Origin of the sequence: Porphyrobacter sp. AAP60 (assembly GCF_001296025.1) — a bacterium.
Classification (GTDB): domain Bacteria; phylum Pseudomonadota; class Alphaproteobacteria; order Sphingomonadales; family Sphingomonadaceae; genus Erythrobacter.
Genome location: NZ_LJHV01000016.1, coordinates 1 through 17,867 on the forward strand (window position 1 = coordinate 1; position 17,867 = coordinate 17,867).

The following is a 17,867-nucleotide window of genomic DNA, read 5'->3' on the forward strand; positions in this document are numbered from 1 at the left end:
GGGGGGAGGGGAGACATTATGACCATCGCTGCCATCTCCGGCCTGATCCGCCCGATGCTTGAACACCGCCTGCCCGAAGGCCTCGACGTGCGCTGGTTCATGTCTGCCGAGGAGGCGCTAACCGCCGTTGCCGAAGCCGAAATCGGCTGGTTCGACATGAACGATCAGGCCGCGATGGCTGAAACCCTGCGCGCCGCCAAAAAGCTGAAATGGCTCAATTCGATCTACGCGGGGCTCGATTTTCTTCCGATGGATGTGCTGATCGAGCGCGGGGTCACCGTCACCAACGGGGCGGGGATCAACGCTATCACCATCGCCGAATATGTCGTGATGGGGATGCTCAACATCGCCAAGGGTTACCGCGATGTGGTGCGCGCACAGGACCGGCACGAATGGCTGCTCGACAGCCCCGGCAAGCGCGAATTGGCAGGATCGAAGGCGCTGCTGCTGGGTTACGGCGCGATCGGAAAGCTCATCCAGCCGCGTCTCGAAGCCTTCGATGTCGAAGTTTCGGTGGTGCGCCGCAGCCCCGGCGACAACACTCTCGGCCCGGATGAATGGCGCGCCCGGCTGGGCGAGTTCGACTGGGTGATACTCGCCGTGCCCGCAACGCCCGAAACCGAAGGCATGATCGGCGCAAGCGAACTGGCCGCGATGAAATCCGACGCCGTGATCGTCAACATCGCCCGCGGCTCTGTGATCTATCAGCCCGCCTTGGTCGCCGCGCTGGAGCGCAAGGCGATCGGCGGCGCTTTCCTTGATGTAACCACGCCCGAGCCACTGCCCGCCGATCATCCGCTGTGGGCGCTGGACAATGCGCATATCTCGATGCACCTGTCGGGCCGCGCGCAAAGCCAGATGTTCATCCGCAGCGGCGACCGCTTCCTCGACAATCTCGGCAAATATCTGCGCGGAGAGCCGGTCGCACCGGTGTTCGACCCGCGGCTGGGGTATTGATCGCACCCCCCACGCGGTCTGGCGCGTTTCGGCAAGACATTCCCCGGCGCAGCGCCCATCATCGCGGCGCCGGGCAGGAAAGCTGGTCGGCAGCGTGAATTTCATGGGGGGAAATTGCAGGCATGAGCGAGACCAGCAAAGCATCGGACCTTTTCGTCGAATGCCTTGAGGCAGAAGGCGTGGAATATATCTTCGGTGTGCCGGGGGAAGAAAACCTCGATTTTCTCCAAAGCCTGTCGAAGTCTGAAAAGATCAAGCTGATCCTGACCCGCCACGAACAGGGCGCGGGTTTCATGGCGGCCACTTACGGTCGGCACACCGGCAAGACCGGGGTGTTCCTCGCCACGTTGGGGCCGGGCGCGACGAATATGGTGACGGCGGTGGCCTATTCGCAGCTGGGCGGAATGCCGACGCTGGCGATCACCGGGCAGAAACCGATCAAGAAATCCAAACAGGGCCGGTTCCAGATCCTTGATGTGGTAGCGATGATGGGGCCGATCACAAAATACGCCCACCAGCTTGCCAGCGCCGACAACATCCCCAGCCGCGTGCGCGAGGCGATCCGGCTGGCCGAGGAGGAAAAGCCTGGCGCGGTGCATCTTGAGCTGCCCGAGGATATTGCCGAGGAACAGACCGCCAGCCGGCCGATCCCGGCCAGCCTTGCGCGGCGTCCTTCGGCCGAGGTCAAGGCGGTGCGACAGGCGGTGCTGGCGCTGGAACAGGCCAAGGCCCCGATCCTGGTGATCGGCGCGGGCGCGAACCGCAAGATGACCGGGCGGATGCTGCGCCAGTTGATCGACAAGACGGGCATTCCCTTTGTCACCACCCAGATGGGCAAGGGCGTGGTCGATGAACGCCACCCGCTGTTCCTCGGGTGCGCGGCGCTTTCGGCCGGGGACTTCGTCCACCGCGCAATCGAGGATGCCGATTGCATCGTGAATATCGGCCACGACGTGATCGAAAAGCCGCCGTTCTTCATGCACGCGGGCGGGCCGACGGTGATCCACGTTTCGACCCGCACGGCAGAGGTCGATCCGGTCTACTTCCCGCAAGTGGAGGTGATCGGCGATATCGCCAACGCCATCTGGCAGATCAAGGAGGACATCGTGCCGCAAGGCCGGTGGGATTTCCGCCGGATGCTGGAATACCGCGCGGCCGAAGTCGCTCACACTGCGCCTCTGGCCGATGATGCGCGCTTCCCGATTTTCCCGCCGCATCTGGTGGCGCAGGTGCGCGGCGCAATGCCGGAAGACGGGATCATCTGCCTTGATAACGGGGTCTACAAGATATGGTTCGCGCGCGGCTATGCGGCCTATCTGCCCAACACCGTGCTGCTCGACAATGCACTGGCGACGATGGGCGCGGGCCTGCCTTCCGCGATGATGAGCGCGATGCTCTATCCGGATCGCAAGGTGATGGCGATCTGCGGTGACGGCGGGTTCATGATGAACAGCCAGGAGATGGAAACCGCCGTCCGGCTAGGGCTGAACCTCACCGTGCTGATCCTGCGCGACGATGCCTATGGCATGATCCGCTGGAAGCAAGCGAACATGGGCTTTGCCGATTTCGGCCTGACTTATGGCAACCCCGATTTCGTCAAATATGCCGAAAGTTATGGCGCTCTCGGTCACCGGGTGACGTCAGCCGAGCACCTCACCGATCTGCTGACGCATTGTCTCGCCACGCCGGGGGTGCATCTGATCGATTGCCCGGTTGATTACACCGAGAACGACCAGATATTGAACCACGATATCAAGCGGCTGAGCAAGGAATTGTAACAATCCCTTCCGTTCGCCCTGAGCCTGTCGAAGGGCCGCCCTTCTTTTGAAGCCGCGCAACCGAAGCAGGGCAGGGCTTCGACAGGCTCAGCCCGAACGGAGGATGAAAAATGCCCAAACTCAAAGACACATACCCGCTCTACCTCAACAACAAGGCCGCGCAGCCCAACACCGATCTTGAGGTGACGGATAAATACACCGGCGAAGTCGCCTTCCGCACCGCGCTCGCCACGCCCGATGTGATCGAAGAGGCGATTGCCGGTGCAGTGCGCGCGGCCGAGCCCATGGCGCGGCTGGCCTCTTACGAAAAGCAGGACGTGCTGATGCACTGCGTCGCGCGTTTCCGCCAACGGTTCGATGAACTGGCCTACGCGCTGTGTGTTGAAGCGGGTAAACCGATCAAGGATGCCGAGGGCGAAGTCACCCGCCTGATCGATACCTTCCGCATCGCCGCCGAGGAATCGGTGCGGAACTACGGCGAAGTCCAGCCGCTCGACATTTCGGCGCGGGCCAAGGGCTATATGGGGATGTGGAAGCGCGTCCCCATCGGGCCGTGCAGCTTCATCTCGCCGTTCAACTTCCCGCTGAATCTTGCCGCGCACAAGATCGCGCCCGCGATTGCGATGGGCTGTCCGTTCGTGATGAAGCCTGCCAGCAAGACCCCGCTCGGCGCGATCATCATGGGTGAGGTGCTGGCGGAATGCGACGTGCTGCCCGAAGGCGCGTTCTCGATCCTGCCCGCTGCCCGCGACGGGGCCGATCTGTTCACCACCGATGAACGGTTGAAGTTGCTCAGTTTCACCGGATCGCCGGGGGTGGGCTGGGATCTGAAGGCCAAGGCGGGCAAGAAGAAGGTAATCCTCGAACTCGGCGGCAATGCGGCGGTGATTATCGACAGGGACGCCGATCTCGACGATGCCTTGGAGCGCGTGATCTTCGGCGCGTTCTACCAGTCGGGCCAGTCCTGCATCGGGGTACAGCGTATCCTGATCCATGATGATGTGTATGACCGCTTCAAAGCCATGCTGGTCGAAAAGACCAAAACGCTGGTGGCGGGGGATCCCAAGGACCGTGACACTTTCATCGGCCCGATGATTTCCGAAGGCGAGGCCAAGCGGCTGAAAGGCTGGATCGACGAGGCGGTGGAGGCGGGCGCGACCCTGCTGTGCGGCGGAGGCCTGTCGCGCGGCAACATGCTGGAGGCGACCTTGCTCGAAGGCGTGCCGGATGGCGCCAAGGCGAAGAACGAGGAAGCCTTTGGCCCGCTCGCGATCCTGCAACGCTTTGACAGTTTCGAAAAGGCTTTGGAGGAGGTCAACAACTCCAGATTCGGGCTGCAAGCGGGCATCTTCACCCGCGATCTTTTCCAGATGTTCGATGCGTGGGACAGGCTTGATGTCGGCGGCGTGGTGATCAATGATGTGCCAAGCTACCGCGTGGACAACATGCCCTACGGGGGCGTGAAGGATTCCGGGCTGGGCCGCGAAGGCATCCGCTTTGCAATGGAAGACATGAGCGAGATCAGGAATCTGGTGATCAGGAGGGAAACATAGTGGTAAAAGGACGTGCAAAGCCGCTGGCATTGGTGGCAATCGCGGCTGCAATGGTGGCCGCACCAACATTGGCTGGCCCACTCACGCCGCTCACCTATCGCGATAAGCCAGTAAACGGCTATCTTGGCGGGCATGAGGATTTCCCGGCGGTGTTTGTGGGGCAAAATCTGTGCGAGAACGGCAGCCCTGCACCCGACGCCCGCAGCGGTTGTGTCAAGCTTGAAGCCGATGGCAGCGGCACATGGGAGAATGATGTTGCCCCCGGGCGGCGTCCTGCTCCTGAAAACATCACATGGTACGTGATTGCCGATCAGCAGGGCACGGTGACCAAGGTTTCATCGTCCGATGCGGACACCTATTTCGTGCTGTTCGAGTTTGCGGGTGGCGAAAAGCGCGCCTTTCCCGCACGGATTGTGAAAGACACACCGGCCCGCGCTGTGATCGACAGCAAGTATCGTGTGATCCCCTGACCGGATTGGCTGGCCCCGCCCGGAAAAGGGCGGGGCTTTGGTCGTCACCCCTCTTCCAGCAACAACAACACCGCCGTTACCTCCAGCCGCTCCATCGCGCCGAAGCGGTGATCGACCTTGGTGATGGTGGCGTCTGCCACCAATTGTCCGGGGATTGAGAATTCGTGATCGGGCAGGCGCTCGATCAGTTCCTCGCCGCCGACCACGGCTTCAGCGCCGCAGAACTCCAGCCGCACCTCGTGGCGCGTGCCCGAAAAGGTGATCGACGCCCAGGCCTTCTCGTCATGCGAGAGCAGCGCGCCGTGCCCGCCCGCTATGGACTTAAGGGCCGTCCGCACACGGTCAGCCGTGGAGCGACGGGCGCGGAACGCGGGTGAGGCGGGGGCTGGCGCGGACTTGATCTCGATCTGGTCGAAATCGGCAAAGATATGAGCGAACGGATCGCGCAGGCTTGTGGTCAGCATCATGCAGCCTCCTTCATCTGCGCAGCCGCGCGGTCGGCATAGCCCTGCATCCATGCGCGGGTGCGCAATTCTGTATCGGGACGGGGGATGCGCCCCATCCTGAGATCGAGCACGAAGCGCGGGTCATGGGCGGCCAATCGCCCGAATTTGGTGGCGGGCATGGAATGTGTCCGCAGGAAGGTTTCGATCGTCCGAAGCAGCATGGTTTGCGTCCCTGTTGAAGCTTGCGAGAGTGGCGGCAGTGGTATTTCGCATCGTGCGAATCGCCCGATGTTCCTGAAATGTTCCAGCTTTTTCCGGGCTTGTCTAGGAAAAATCCTTCGTGTAGGAAGTGCCCATGAAGGAAACCCAACAGAATACTGCCGAAATGCTCTCTGGCCCGCGCGCGCGACTGCTCGAATTGTCGCTGGAACGGGGGGTGAGTCTCGCCGCGCTCTCTGATCTGTTGGGGCGCAATCCCTCGTATCTCCAGCAATTCATTCGCAAAGGCAGCCCCCGCAAGCTTGAGGAGCAAGACCGCGCCAAGCTCGCGCAGTTCTTCGGCGTGGGAGAGGAGGAATTGCGCGAATCGCAGGATAATTCCTATGCGAAAGCCCCTAAACAGCGCGAATCGGGCGATTGGGTGGATGTGCCACGCCTCGATCTCGGCGCATCAGCCGGGCCGGGCAGGGTGGCGGGTGGCGAGGCGGCGTTCGATACCTTCCGCTTTTCGCGCCGCTGGCTGGCCGAACAGGGCCTCGACCGCGCGCAGCTATCCGCGATCCGGGTCGAGGGGGATTCGATGGAACCTCTATTGAACGACGGCGACGAAATCCTGGTCGATTGCAGCCCCCGCCCGTTCCGCGATGGCATCCACGTGGTGCGCCTTGGCGACACGCTGATGGTGAAGCGCGTGGCCAGCGCCGGACCGGGGCGGGTGGCGCTGCTCTCGCAGAACTTCGCCTATCCACCGGTCGAGGTCGCGGCGGAGGAGGTGGCGATTATCGGACGGGTTGTGTGGAAGGGGGGGCGGGTTTAAGTCCCTTCGCATGACCGAACCGACCACGCCTCCCCAAAGCGTACCGATGCGCGCAGCCATCATCCCGGTGACGCCGTTGCAGCAGAACTGTTCGCTGATCTGGTGCACCAAGACCATGAAAGGCGCGCTGGTCGATCCCGGCGGGGATCTCGACAAGCTGAAGGAGGGCGTCGCCAAGGCGGGCGTTACGCTGGAGAAGATCCTCGTCACCCACGGCCATCTTGACCATTGCGGGCAGGCGGGGATGCTGGCGGAGGAACTTGGGCTCGAAATCGAAGGCCCGCACGAGGATGACCGCTTCTGGATCGAGCAGCTTGACGATGACGGCCCGCGCTGGGGCATGGTCGCCAAGAGTTTCGAACCGGACCGCTGGCTGCAGCATGGCGACACGGTGACGGTGGGCGAATTGACGCTCGACGTGATCCACTGCCCCGGCCACACGCCCGGCCACGTTGTGTTCTTTCACGAACCGAGCCGGTTCGCGATCGTCGGCGATGTCCTTTTCCAGGGCAGCATTGGCCGCACAGACTTCCCGCGCGGCAACCATCAGGATCTGATCGATGCGATCACCCAGCGCCTTTGGCCGCTCGGCGAGGATGTGATGTTCATTCCCGGCCACGGCCCGACCAGCACCTTCGGGCGCGAGCGGAAGACCAATGCGTTCGTTTCGGATTATGCATTGTCCTGATTATTCGTCATTGCGAGCCGAAGGCGAAGCAATCCATCAACTGACACGGCGTCCGGGCGCAAAGTCCGGTCATGGATCGCCACCGAGCCTGCGGCTCCTCGTAATGACGATGTTGGATTTTACATCACCCCCGCCGCCACCAGCGCCGCAACCACCGCCAGGCCGAGTTGCACCAGCATCGTCACCAGCGTGCCGATCATCCGGCCGACCTTCCACTTGCCGCCATCCATGCCGAAGCCATGTGCCACGCGGCCAAGGAAATATGCCGCCGCCACAAGGCTGAGCCACCAGCTGCCCCGGCCTGCCAGTTCGATCGCGGCGATCAGCACCAGCACGAAGGCGGTGTTTTCGACATAGTTCAGCTGCGCGCGCATCCGGCGCTGCAGTGCCTCGTTCCCGCCATCGCCGACGTTGATTCCCAATGCCTGCCGTACCGCCCCGATGCGGATCGACAGCCAGATATTCAGCACAGCCGCAGCCGCCGCAGCAGCCAGCGTGACAGGAAGCACGATCATCAAACAATCCCCTTGAACACAGGCCGCCGCTGCTAGGCTGGCGGGGAGCGGGTTGCAACGCGCGAATTTTGCGTTATAGCGCGCGCCTTCCCGCCGCCACCGGCAAAGGAATGCACGTACCTGCTACGGCTTGTGCGCGCCTTTCCCTTGCCGTAAGGGCGGCCTTCGAGAATCACACCTTTGACCAGCAAAGCGCCGGTGGCGCGAGTTGACGCATTTATTTGAGGAATTGGTGCCGCCATGGCTGTCCCCAAGAGAAAAACTTCCCCCAGCCGTCGCGGCATGCGCCGTTCGCACGATTCGCTGAAGGTAGAGGCATTCCACGAATGCCCCAACTGCGGTGAGCTGAAGCGCCCGCACAATATCTGTGGCAGCTGCGGCCACTACAACGGACGTCAGGTTGTTGCCGTCGGCTGATTGCCGGTGGCCCTCACGATAAACCGGAGTATCGCACCATGAACCTGCCGCGTATCGCCGTTGATGCGATGGGCGGGGATGAAGGCGTGCGCGTGATGATCGAAGGCGCGGCTCTGGCCCGCCGCGATCACGACAGCTTCCAGTTCCTGTTGGTGGGTGATGGCAAGCGGATCGAATCCGCGCTTGAATATCACCCGAACCTGCGGGCGGCCTCCGAAATTCTGCATTGCGATGATGTGGTGGGCGGCGACGAACTGCCCAGCAAGGCGATCCGCCGTGCCAAGAGCACATCGATGGGCCTTGCCGTCAATGCGGTGAAAACCGGCGCCGCCGGGGCTGCGGTGAGTGCGGGGAATACCGGCGCGCTGATGGCGATGAGCAAGATCGCGCTTCGCACCATGCCGGGGATTGATCGCCCGGCGCTGGCTGCGATCATGCCGACCTTGCAGGCGCATGATGTGGTCATGCTCGATCTGGGCGCCAACACCGAGGCCGATGCCCGCAATCTGGTGCAATATGCGGTGATGGGCGCGGCCTATTCGCGGATCGTCAACGGCTTTGACAAGCCTGTCGTCCGCCTGCTCAATATCGGCACCGAAGAAATCAAGGGCACCGAAGAGCTGCGCGATGCCGCAGCCATGCTGATCGCTGCTTCCGCGCGCGAGGATGGCGGTCTGGCGCTGGTGTTCGACGGCTTCGTCGAAAGCGACAAGATCAACCGCGGCGAAACCCATGTGGTGGTGACCGACGGGTTTTCCGGCAACATCGCATTGAAGGCAATCGAAGGCTCCGCGCGCTTCGTGACCGATCTGCTCCGGCAGGCGTTTACCTCGTCGCTTCGTTCAAAAATCGGGTTTCTTGTTTCACGCCCGGCCACCGAACTGCTGAAGCATCATCTTGACCCCAATAATCACAATGGCGCGGTGTTCCTCGGCCTCAATGGCGTGGTGGTGAAAAGCCATGGCAGCGCCAATGCCAAGGGCGTGGCCAACGCGGTGGCCGTGGCGGCGCGCTTGCTGGAAAACAAGCTGACCGAACGGATCGCGCATGATCTTGCCGCACTGGGTGAAGGCGCATTGACCCGCAATGGCCGCAGCAAGGCGGCCAAGGACAATCCTACGGATAGCGAGGCTTCCGCGTGATCGGATCGCGACTGCTGGGCACCGGATCGGCGCTTCCCCGCCGGGTTGTCACCAATGCCGACCTTTCGGAACGGGTTGAAACCTCTGACGAATGGATTGTCGAGCGCACTGGCATTCGCCAGCGCCACATTGCCGAGCCTGACGAAACTACCGCCACGCTCGCCACCGCTGCCGCACGCGCGGCGCTTGCCGATGCCGGGATCGATGCGTCGAGCATCGGTCTGATCGTGCTGGCCACGGCCACCCCTGACAACACTTTTCCGGCCACGGCTACCAAGGTGCAGAATGCGCTGGGCTGTAACGGCGGCATCGCTTTCGATGTGGCGGCGGTGTGTTCGGGCTTTCTCTACGCGCTTGCCACCGCCGATTCGCTGCTGCGCACCGGCATGGCCAAGCGCGCGCTGGTGATCGGCGCGGAAACTTTCAGCCGCATTCTTGACTGGGATGATCGCACCACTTGCGTGCTGTTCGGCGATGGCGCAGGCGCGGTGGTGCTGGAGGCGGCCCCTGCTGACGCACCGATGGACGGGCCCGGCATTCTTGGCACCCGGCTTCATGCCGATGGCGCGCAGCATGATCTGCTTTATGTCGATGGCGGGCCTTCGACCACGCAGACCACTGGCCATGTCCGCATGAGGGGGCGCGAAGTGTTCCGCCATGCGGTGGTCAATCTCACCAATGTTCTCAACGAAGTGCTTGAGGAAACAGGAGTTTCGGCAGAGCAGATCGATTGGGTCGTACCGCATCAGGCCAATGCCCGGATCCTTGATGCTACCGCCAAGAAGCTTGGCATTTCGCCTGACAAGGTGGTGGTGACGGTGGATCGCCACGCCAACACGTCGGCTGCTTCGGTGCCGCTGGCGCTTGACGTGGCGCGCAAGGATGGGCGGATCAAATCCGGCGATCTGGTGATGCTGGAGGCGATGGGCGGCGGCTTTACCTGGGGTGCAAGCCTGATCCGCATCTGACCTCGCATTGGCCTGTGGCTAAGAGATTTGCGAAAAACTCTGCATTCTATGATGCATCGCATTGCAAATCCGGTGAAAAATCGTAATCTGCAAGCCTTCGATCGGGTCGCGCCGCGAAGGAGTAATCGCATGATGCGTTCGGTAGGCACGTTGACCCGCGCAGACCTGGCGGAAACCATCAATCGCAAGATGGGTTTCAGCCGGGCAGAATCTCTCGAAATGGTGGAAGCCATTCTGGGCAAAATGTCCGATGCTCTGGACAAGGGCGAAAACGTCAAGATTTCCGGCTTCGGCAGCTTTGTCCTGCGCGACAAGAACGAACGCATTGGCCGCAACCCCAAAACGGGCGTCGAAGTCCCGATCACGCCGCGCCGGGTGATGACTTTCCGGGCGAGCCAACTGCTCAAGGAACGCATTGCCAAGGGCTGATCGCCCCGCAGCATCGTGTGCAATAGTGAGGTTTGATGACCGGTTTCGATGACGGCAAGGATGATGGCGCGCTGCGCACCATCGGCGAAGTCAGCGATGCGCTGGGCATCAAGCCGCACGTGCTGCGGTATTGGGAAGCGCAGTTCCCGCTGCTGAAGCCGTTGAAGCGCAGCGGCGGGCGACGTTATTACCGCCCGGATGATGTGGCTCTGGTCGAAACGATCGACCGGCTGGTCAACCGCGAGGGATACACGTTGAAAGGCGCGGAGGCTGTGTTGCGGTCATCGGCCAAGTCCGATCTTGACCGCCGCGGCGTTGAGCGGCGCAGCGGTGACCGGCGGGCAGATGCCGACGCCGGTGCCAATTCTGCAGAAGGCCCGGGCGTACGGCTGATGGTGTCCGAAGGGCCCGACATGGCCGAAACCATATCTGCTTTGAAAGCCATCCGCGCAAAGCTTGCCGCCGCGCTGGGAGCGTAAAGCTACTCGGCCGCCAGCAGAGCAGCTTCGCCCAGATCGACGCTGACGAGACGCGAGATTCCGCGTTCAGCCATCGTCACCCCGAACAAGCGATGCATCCGGCTCATCGTCACCGCGTTGTGGGTGACGATCAGGTAGCGGGTGCGTGTGGTCGCCACCATCGAATCGAGCAGATCGCAGAAGCGTTCGACATTGGCGTCATCCAGCGGGGCATCGACTTCGTCGAGCACGCAGATCGGCGCGGGGTTGGTGAGGAACAGCGCAAATATCAGCGCGGTTGCCGTCAACGCCTGTTCGCCGCCTGACAGCAGTGACAGCGATTGCAGGCGCTTGCCCGGCGGCTGGGCATAGATTTCAAGGCCAGCCTCCAGCGGATCATTGCTATCGACCAGCGCCAGATGCGCCTGCCCGCCTTCGAACAGCCGCGTGAACAGCACCCGGAAATGCCCGTCCACCTCCTCGAAGGCGGCGCGCAGCCGTTCGCGGCCCTCACGGTTGAGATTGCCGATCGATCCGCGCAGCCGCGCAATGGCTTCGACCAGCTCAGCCTGTTCCTGCGCGCTCGAACCGTGCTCGCCCTCGATCCGGGCGAGTTCATCGGCGGCGACGAGATTGACAGGCCCGATCCTTTCGCGCGCAGCAGTCAGGCGTTCAAGTTCGGCGGATTCGTCGGCTGCCGGGGCGAGATTGGTTTCGTCAAATCCGAAACGTTCGCACAGGAGCGGCGGCGGGCACTGGAAGCGCTCGCCGGAAATGCGCGCCATTTCCGCGCGGCGCAGTTCCTCGTTCTCGGCGCGAGCGGTAAGGCTGGCGCGGGTCTCGCGGGATTGGGCGAGGGTTTCGGTGCGGGCGGCAAGGGCTGCGTCGGCGGCGCGCTGCCGCGTTTCGGCCTCGCGCATCACGCTTTCGGCTGCGGCAAGTTCTGCGGCAAAACGCGTGCGGGCTTCTTCGCCCGCTTCGATTTCGGCGGTGAGGGCGGCGGGCTTGGCGGCGTGGACGGCGCGATCTTCGGCGATTTCGGCGAGCCGCCGGGTGGTTTCGGCCATACGCCGTTCGGCATCGGATGATCGCGCCTGCCAGCCGCCATGGTCGGCCTGCTGCGCGGCGAGCCTCTCTCGCGCAACGGCCAGTGCCTGATCCTGCGCGGCTAGTTCTGCCAAGGCCGCCTGCACACCGGCGCGGGCAGCGGCGTTCTTTGCCTGCGCGGCTTCGAGCGCGGCGCGTTCGGCATCGCGGGCAGGCAGGCGGGCGCGGGCTTCCTGTGCAGCGCTGACATCGGCCTGAGCGGCGGCGATCTGGGTTTCGATCTCATCCGCGCTGTTAGCGAGCTCGGCGAGCCGGGCAGCGAGGCGTTCTTTCGCTGCTTCGGCCTGATCGAGCCGCCGCAGCGCCTGGCGCTCGGCCTCGATTGCTCCTGCGATGCCGCGTTCCTGCGCGACAAGTGCAGTCTGCAACGCCCCGAGTTCCTCACGCACGGTCTTGTCCTCGGCCTTGGCGCAGGCGGCAGCTTCGCGCAACGGCGGCAACGCGGCGTCGAGTTCGGCAAAACGGTTGGCGGCTTCCAGCTGCGCAGCTTCGGCAGCACCTTCGCCGCGCGCCACAAAACCGTCCCAGCGGCGCAGGTGTCCGGCGCGGGTGACAAGCCATTCGCCCGGAGCGAGTACGCGGCCATCGTCGGCATCGACACAATGCACCAGCGCCAGCCGCGCGGCGAGTTCGGGCGGGCAGGTGGTGAGGCGCGTCAGCAGACTGTCCGTGACAGGCTGAGGCGCTTCGGCACCCGTCCAGAACCGCCCGTCCTGCGGCGTGGCAGGCGAACCCAAGGGCGACTTTCCATCGCGGCCCAGCACGGCTGCAAGTGCGCGCTCGTATCCGGGAGCAACGCTTACCCGGTCTAGCGCGGTAGCCATCCCCTGCCGCCCGGCCTCGCGCTTGGCACGGGCTTCGCGGTCGCGGGACAGCGCGGTGTGTTCACGCTCGATTCCGGCGAGTTCGGCGCGCGCGGCAGCAAGCGCGCTGGCTGCATCATCGCGCAATGTCTGCAATTCGCCCTTGCGCGCCTGATCGGCGGCGAGCCTTTCGCGCAAGGCTGACACAGCGCCTGCCGCTTCGTCTGCGGCATTGCGGGCGGCAATGACATCGGCCTCCGGATCGCCGCTTGCTGCCAGATCACTGCGAGCGCGGGCGATGCGGGCGGCTTCTGCATGGATGCGGGAGAGGCGGCTTTCGGCCTGTTCCACCGCCGCTTCGGCCACACGCCATTCGGCCTCGACCCCGGCGTGATCAGCTGTCGCCTTGGCCAGAGCGAGTTCGGCACCGCGGCTGGCGCGTTCGCGGTCTTCTGTTCTTTCTGCCAGTGCGGGGCGAGCGGCTTCGGCGGCGGACACAGCTTCGCGGCTGGCAGCCAATTCCTGGCTTAGCCGCGCCAGCGCCGCGACCGCTGCGTTGGTGAGCCGGTCGGCATCGTCGCGGTCTTCCTCCAGCCGCTGCTGCTGGCGGGCGAGGTCGGCAAGGCGGGTTTCTGCGGCATCGAGCTTTTCCGCAAGTGCGGCCATGCGGTGGCCGTGGGCGCTGGCATCATCGCGGCGGTCGGCCAGTTCCTCGCGGGCATCGGCAAGGGCCTGCGCGGCGGCGGCCTGCTCGGTTTGCGCTTCGGCAACGGCGGCCTGTGCGGCGGTAACCTGCGCTTCGGCGGCGCCCGCTGCGGCGCGGGCTTCCTTGGCCGCCGCCGCCGCCTCGCGCCAGCGGGCGAACAGCAGTCGTGCCTCGGCCGCCTGAATCTTCGAGGTCAGTTCAGTATAGCGTTCGGCCTGCTTGGCCTGCCGGCGCAAGGTGGCAATCTGCGCGTCGAGCCCCGCCATCAGGTCTTCAAGCCGCGCAAGGTTCGCCTCCGCCCCGCGCAGTTTGCTTTCGGCATCCTTGCGGCGGACGTGCAATCCGGCGATCCCGGCGGCTTCTTCCAGCATCGCGCGCCGTTCGGCCGGCTTGGCGGCGATCACCTGTGCGATCTTGCCCTGACTGACGAGCGCGGGGGAGTGCGCCCCCGTGGCAGCATCGGCAAAGGTCAGTGCGACATCCTTGGCCCGCACATCGCGCCCGTTGACGCGGTAAGCGCTGCCTGCGCCGCGCTCGATCCGGCGGGTGACAACCAGTTCCTCGCCCGCGTCATCCTGGGCGTGCAGCACCACTTCGGCAAAATCGCGCGGCGGGCGGGTGGAGGTGCCCGCGAAGATCACGTCCTCCATCCCGCCCGACCGCATCGACTTGGCCGAGGTTTCGCCCATCACCCAGCGGATCGCTTCGAGCAGGTTGGATTTGCCGCAGCCATTGGGGCCGACAACGCCGGTCAGACCCGGCTCTATGCGCAGTTCAGCCGGCTCGACAAAGCTCTTGAACCCGCTGAGCTTGAGCCGGTGGATCTGCATCAGGTTACGCCGCGCCCCCGCCCCGAACCGCCCGGCGGATCAGCGTGCGCCAGCGCGTTGCAGCAGCGGTTCAAGCTGCGGCCACTGGGTCACGTCCAGCCGGTTGCCGTTGAGCAGGAAGGTCGGCGTGGCGTTGATCTTCAGATCTTCCGACTGCTTGTTCGACGCATCGGCAATAGCCTGCACCTTGGCAGTATCGGCAAGGCAGGCCCGCGATTGATCGGCGGAAAGGCCCCGCGCCGCGAAGAAATCGATCAGGCCGGCAGCTTGCGCAATGGTGACAAAGCGCTGTTCGACCGGCTGGCTTGATGCCGCTTCGTATACCGCTTGATTGGTCTGGACTGTGGCAAAGATTTCCTCAAGCGAAGCCCACGCCTGATCGGACAGTGGCTGCATGTTTTCCTTCGCCCCGCAGCGCACCAGCGTGGCGATGCTGAGGTCGATCGGATCGCGCACCAGATTGCGCAGTTCGAAGCTTACGACGCCGCTGGAGACGTATTTGTCCTTCAGCGGCGGCTTGCCATTGACGGCGAAAGTTGCGCAGGCACCGCATGTGTGTGAGGCATATTCCACCAGCTTGAGCGGCGCATCGGGGTTGCCGACCATGTATCCGCCTTCGGGCGTGATAGTAACGGTGTCGGTCCACGTCGCGCCCGCCGGTGCGGCGACCGCAGGGATTGGCTCGCCCGAGGCAACGCCGCCTTCGGTCGTGGCGGCATCATCGCAGGCTGCCAGAGCGAGGGGGGCGGCGGCGACAAGCGCCAGCTTGGCAAGGCGAGAGATCGTCATAAGTCAGGATTCCTTGATGCAGGCGATAAGATTAGCCGTGGAGGCGCCCATGCAGCAAGGCTTGAGGCGCCCGATTGTGAACAAATGGATCAGCCCGGTGCGCCTGGCCTGCCTTCGGGGTCGGGGGTAAGCCGTGCCGAGAGCACTGGATAGAGCGCATCCCAGCCATGCACCTCGCTGAGCAGCTTGCCGTCCATCGCGAAACTGGGTGTCGCATTGACCGAAAACTCGGTGTAATCGGCCTCGCCATTGTCGAGCAGCTTTTTGGCGGCAACGTCATTCGTCACGCAGGCATCCAACTCGGCGCGCGATTGGCCGCGTTGCACCAGCAATTCCGACAGCCCCAGCGCGCTGGCCGCGTTCATGCGCGATGCCTTGTCCCCGCGTGACCAGATGGCCTGCTGGCTTTGCGGGGCGTTGCGCGCCTTGCCCATCCAATCGGCCTGCGACAGCATCAGCGTGCGATGGCGATCCTTGAAGCCCGCCGGATCGCCGCACTGGGCCAGCAACGACAGGGTGAGATCCAGCGCATTGCGGATCACCGGACGCACTTCCAGCCCGATCTTGCCCGGCGCCAGCGCCGACAATTCCAGCGCGGGCTCGCCGTTCGCCGTGAAAGTGGCGCAGTGGCTGCAGGTGTAGCTGATGAACTCGATCAACTGCACTTCGGCTTCGGGATTGCCGATCCGATGGCCGCGCGCGGTGCGCTCGATCGTGGTCTGCCAGTTACCGGGGTTGTCGGCCGGCGAAAAGCTGCTGCCGGGGTTAGCGAGCGTTTGCTGTGCAGTCGCCGGGCCGGTCGCCAGCATCAGGGCAGCAGCGGCAGAAAGGAGGAGCGGCTTGATCATGTCCGTTGGGGTTCCTGTCAGGACGGTTTTTCGGTGTTGCCAAGGCTGCGAGCCAGCGATTCGAGCACGGTGCGCAGTTCCGGATCGCCGATATCGCGCAAGCTGTCGCCCAGTTCCAGCGGGATCGGCTTCAAGGACGGCGGCGGCTTGGCCGGTCCGCCATCTGCCGGCGCGGTGACTGCGCCCTGCCGCAGCTTGACGCGGGCAACCGCCTTGTATCCGAAGAAGCGGTTCACCCGCTCGATGATTTCGGGGATCACCTGCTGGATCAGCGGGGCGTGGGCGGGTACCACTACCAGTTGCAGGATGCCTTCGGCTTTTTCACCGGGCGGAAAACGGATCGCTTCCGGGCTGCAAATACGGGCGTGGCGCGGGCCGACGATTTCAGGCCAGCGGGTGACGACCGAGCTTTGCACAAAACCGAAGCGGCGAAAGGCGGTGCGGCCGATTTCGGGCATCAGATCGCCGATCGCACGCACGCCTTGCCCGCGCGGGCGGGTGTAGGGCTTGATCTTGCCCTTTTTGGGGGGTGTGGTCTTCTCGGTTCCCATGGTCGATCCCGCCATGCCATAGGCGGCGTGTGACTGCCAGCATCTCCGACATTCTGCTGCATTGGTATGATGCACACGCGCGCGATCTGCCGTGGCGCGTGCCGCCCGGCGCGGCGCTGCCTGATGATCCGGCGTGGCCTTACCGGGTGTGGTTATCCGAAGTGATGCTGCAACAGACCACCGTGGCGGCGGTGAAGCCGTACTTCGCCAAGTTTATTGCCACCTGGCCGACGGTCGAGGCTCTTGCTGCTGCGCGCGATGATGACGTCATGGCGGCATGGGCGGGGCTGGGGTATTACTCGCGTGCCCGCAATCTGGTGAAATGCGCGCGGGTGGTGGCGGCACAGGGCGGATTTCCCTCCACCGAAGCGGAACTGCGCCAGCTGCCCGGCTTGGGCGACTATACCGCAGCCGCCATCGCCGCGATTGCTTTCCGCCAGCGCGCGGTGGTGGTCGATGCCAATGTCGAGCGGGTGGTCGCGCGCTTGTTTGCCATCGCGGAACCGCTGCCTGCTGCGCGCAAGGCGATCCGCGCGGCCACAGATACGATTACGCCGGCATCGCGTGCAGGGGATTTCGCGCAGGCGATGATGGATCTGGGCGCGCATATCTGCACCAGCCGCGCCCCGCGCTGCATGCTGTGCCCCTTGCGGCAGGACTGCGCGGGCCATGCCTCGGGCGAGCCTGAGCGATTGCCGGTCAAGCCTGCAAAAAAGGCCGTGCCCGAGCGGCGCGGCACTGCTTACTGGATCACCCGGGCTGACGGGGCCGAGGTGTGGCTTGTCACCCGTCCGGCCAGCGGGATGCTGGGCGGGATGCGCGCACTGCCCGATGATGGCTGGAGCGCGCAAAGCGATGGTTCGGCGCAGCCTCCGCTGGAAGGGCAGTGGCGACAACTGGGAGCGGTGCGCCACAGTTTCACCCACGCCCATTTGACGTTGGCGGTTGCGGCGCTGGAAACAGGGTCAGGCACGCCCGGCGATGGCCAGTGGTGGCCGGTCAGCCGGATCGGGGAAGCTGGCCTTGCGACCCTGTTTGCCAAGGCCGCGCGGCTGGCACTGGCGGATTAGATAATCCCGCCGCCCAGCATCAGGCGCACGCCTGCAATCAGCAGCACCACAAGACAGAAATTGCGCCCGCCATCCTTCGATGAAAGCGCGCCCAGAATAACGCCGATCACGATCAGCGGCAACGCTACCCAGTTGGCCCAGCCGAGCAGGGGTATCTGCGCCGGGATGACGATGATCAGGCTGATAAGGCCGGTGATATAAGCAAGTGCGTTCAACATGTGTTTTATATGTATAGGACACCTGCGGAATGCAAGCCCCCTTACGGATTGCGGCGATTGACCCATGCGCTCGCCTGCCGCAGACACT

General features: G+C 64.0%; 20 protein-coding genes. 12 read left to right on the forward strand and 8 right to left on the reverse strand.

Translation table 11 applies throughout. From position 1 onward, the window contains the following. The first annotated feature begins 18 nt into the window (after positions 1-18). From IP79_RS12375 to IP79_RS12390, 4 genes are all read left to right on the forward strand, one after another. The gene (locus tag IP79_RS12375) at positions 19-957 is read left to right on the forward strand and encodes a D-2-hydroxyacid dehydrogenase (RefSeq protein WP_054119620.1); all 939 of its coding nucleotides are present in this window, start codon (positions 19-21) and stop codon (positions 955-957) included. A 122-nt stretch (positions 958-1,079) separates the two neighbouring features. Continuing rightward, the gene (locus tag IP79_RS12380) at positions 1,080-2,735 is read left to right on the forward strand and encodes an acetolactate synthase large subunit (RefSeq protein WP_054119621.1); all 1,656 of its coding nucleotides are present in this window, start codon (positions 1,080-1,082) and stop codon (positions 2,733-2,735) included. A 110-nt stretch (positions 2,736-2,845) separates the two neighbouring features. After that, complete coding sequence (locus tag IP79_RS12385) at positions 2,846-4,288, forward strand: aldehyde dehydrogenase family protein (RefSeq protein ID WP_054119622.1); 1,443 nt, start codon at positions 2,846-2,848, stop codon at positions 4,286-4,288. Then, the gene (locus IP79_RS12390) at positions 4,288-4,758 is read left to right on the forward strand and encodes a hypothetical protein (protein WP_054119623.1); all 471 of its coding nucleotides are present in this window, start codon (positions 4,288-4,290) and stop codon (positions 4,756-4,758) included. Before IP79_RS12385 ends, IP79_RS12390 begins: the two co-directional genes overlap by 1 nt. A 44-nt stretch (positions 4,759-4,802) precedes the next feature. Here the strand turns inward: IP79_RS12390 and IP79_RS12395 are convergent, their stop codons facing one another. Beyond that, entirely contained in the window at positions 4,803-5,225 is a 423-nt protein-coding gene (locus tag IP79_RS12395) for a hypothetical protein (protein WP_054119624.1), read from the reverse strand. Beyond that, the gene (locus IP79_RS12400; protein ID WP_054119625.1) at positions 5,222-5,425 is read right to left on the reverse strand and encodes a hypothetical protein; all 204 of its coding nucleotides are present in this window, start codon (positions 5,423-5,425) and stop codon (positions 5,222-5,224) included. The genes IP79_RS12395 and IP79_RS12400 overlap by 4 nt, the downstream gene beginning before the upstream one ends. Positions 5,426-5,559: 134 nt before the next feature. Here IP79_RS12400 and IP79_RS12405 point away from each other — a divergent pair, with 134 nt between their 5' ends. Continuing rightward, a complete protein-coding gene (locus IP79_RS12405; RefSeq protein WP_082337205.1) occupies positions 5,560-6,240 on the forward strand; it encodes a LexA family transcriptional regulator in 681 nt (226 codons plus the stop codon). 46 nt (positions 6,241-6,286) lie between these two features. Next, entirely contained in the window at positions 6,287-6,928 is a 642-nt protein-coding gene (locus IP79_RS12410) for an MBL fold metallo-hydrolase (RefSeq protein WP_054119669.1), read from the forward strand. 119 nt (positions 6,929-7,047) lie between these two features. Here the strand turns inward: IP79_RS12410 and IP79_RS12415 are convergent, their stop codons facing one another. Next, on the reverse strand, positions 7,048-7,443 hold the full coding sequence (locus tag IP79_RS12415) for an MAPEG family protein (protein WP_197273814.1): 396 nt from the start codon (positions 7,441-7,443) through the stop codon (positions 7,048-7,050). A gap of 240 nt (positions 7,444-7,683) precedes the next feature. Here IP79_RS12415 and rpmF point away from each other — a divergent pair, with 240 nt between their 5' ends. The 5 genes from rpmF (at position 7,684) to IP79_RS12440 (ending at position 10,878) form a co-directional block, all read left to right on the forward strand. Then, positions 7,684-7,860, forward strand: a complete 177-nt coding sequence (rpmF, locus tag IP79_RS12420) for a 50S ribosomal protein L32 (RefSeq protein ID WP_054119626.1) — start codon at positions 7,684-7,686, stop codon at positions 7,858-7,860. 38 nt (positions 7,861-7,898) lie between these two features. Continuing rightward, a complete protein-coding gene (gene plsX / locus IP79_RS12425; RefSeq protein ID WP_054119627.1) occupies positions 7,899-9,002 on the forward strand; it encodes a phosphate acyltransferase PlsX in 1,104 nt (367 codons plus the stop codon). Beyond that, complete coding sequence (locus IP79_RS12430; protein ID WP_054119628.1) at positions 8,999-9,970, forward strand: beta-ketoacyl-ACP synthase III; 972 nt, start codon at positions 8,999-9,001, stop codon at positions 9,968-9,970. The genes plsX and IP79_RS12430 overlap by 4 nt, the downstream gene beginning before the upstream one ends. A gap of 129 nt (positions 9,971-10,099) precedes the next feature. After that, a complete protein-coding gene (locus IP79_RS12435) occupies positions 10,100-10,399 on the forward strand; it encodes an integration host factor subunit alpha (RefSeq protein ID WP_197273815.1) in 300 nt (99 codons plus the stop codon). Positions 10,400-10,434: 35 nt separating this feature from the next. Then, complete coding sequence (locus IP79_RS12440) at positions 10,435-10,878, forward strand: MerR family transcriptional regulator (RefSeq protein WP_054119629.1); 444 nt, start codon at positions 10,435-10,437, stop codon at positions 10,876-10,878. A 2-nt stretch (positions 10,879-10,880) separates the two neighbouring features. On the opposite strand, the gene smc is transcribed toward IP79_RS12440, so the two are convergent. The 4 genes from smc to IP79_RS12460 all read right to left on the reverse strand — a co-directional run bounded on the left by smc (position 10,881) and on the right by IP79_RS12460 (position 16,491). Then, positions 10,881-14,303, reverse strand: coding sequence for a chromosome segregation protein SMC (gene smc / locus IP79_RS12445; protein WP_054119630.1), 3,423 nt, complete (start codon positions 14,301-14,303; stop codon positions 10,881-10,883). Positions 14,304-14,342: 39 nt separating this feature from the next. After that, complete coding sequence (locus IP79_RS12450) at positions 14,343-15,092, reverse strand: thioredoxin domain-containing protein (protein WP_054119631.1); 750 nt, start codon at positions 15,090-15,092, stop codon at positions 14,343-14,345. Positions 15,093-15,181: 89 nt separating this feature from the next. Further along, entirely contained in the window at positions 15,182-15,940 is a 759-nt protein-coding gene (locus IP79_RS12455; protein ID WP_054119632.1) for a DsbA family protein, read from the reverse strand. Between the two features lie 17 nt (positions 15,941-15,957). Next, the gene (locus tag IP79_RS12460) at positions 15,958-16,491 is read right to left on the reverse strand and encodes a DUF721 domain-containing protein (RefSeq protein ID WP_233994200.1); all 534 of its coding nucleotides are present in this window, start codon (positions 16,489-16,491) and stop codon (positions 15,958-15,960) included. A gap of 29 nt (positions 16,492-16,520) precedes the next feature. On the opposite strand from IP79_RS12460, the gene IP79_RS12465 reads away from it, so the two are divergent. Next, positions 16,521-17,561 carry an A/G-specific adenine glycosylase gene (locus tag IP79_RS12465; protein ID WP_054119634.1) on the forward strand — a complete coding sequence of 347 codons (1,041 nt, stop codon included), beginning with the start codon at positions 16,521-16,523 and terminating at the stop codon, positions 17,559-17,561. On the opposite strand, the gene IP79_RS12470 is transcribed toward IP79_RS12465, so the two are convergent. Then, positions 17,558-17,779, reverse strand: coding sequence for a hypothetical protein (locus IP79_RS12470; protein ID WP_054119635.1), 222 nt, complete (start codon positions 17,777-17,779; stop codon positions 17,558-17,560). The genes IP79_RS12465 and IP79_RS12470 overlap by 4 nt on opposite strands. Between the last annotated feature and the right edge of the window lie 88 nt (positions 17,780-17,867).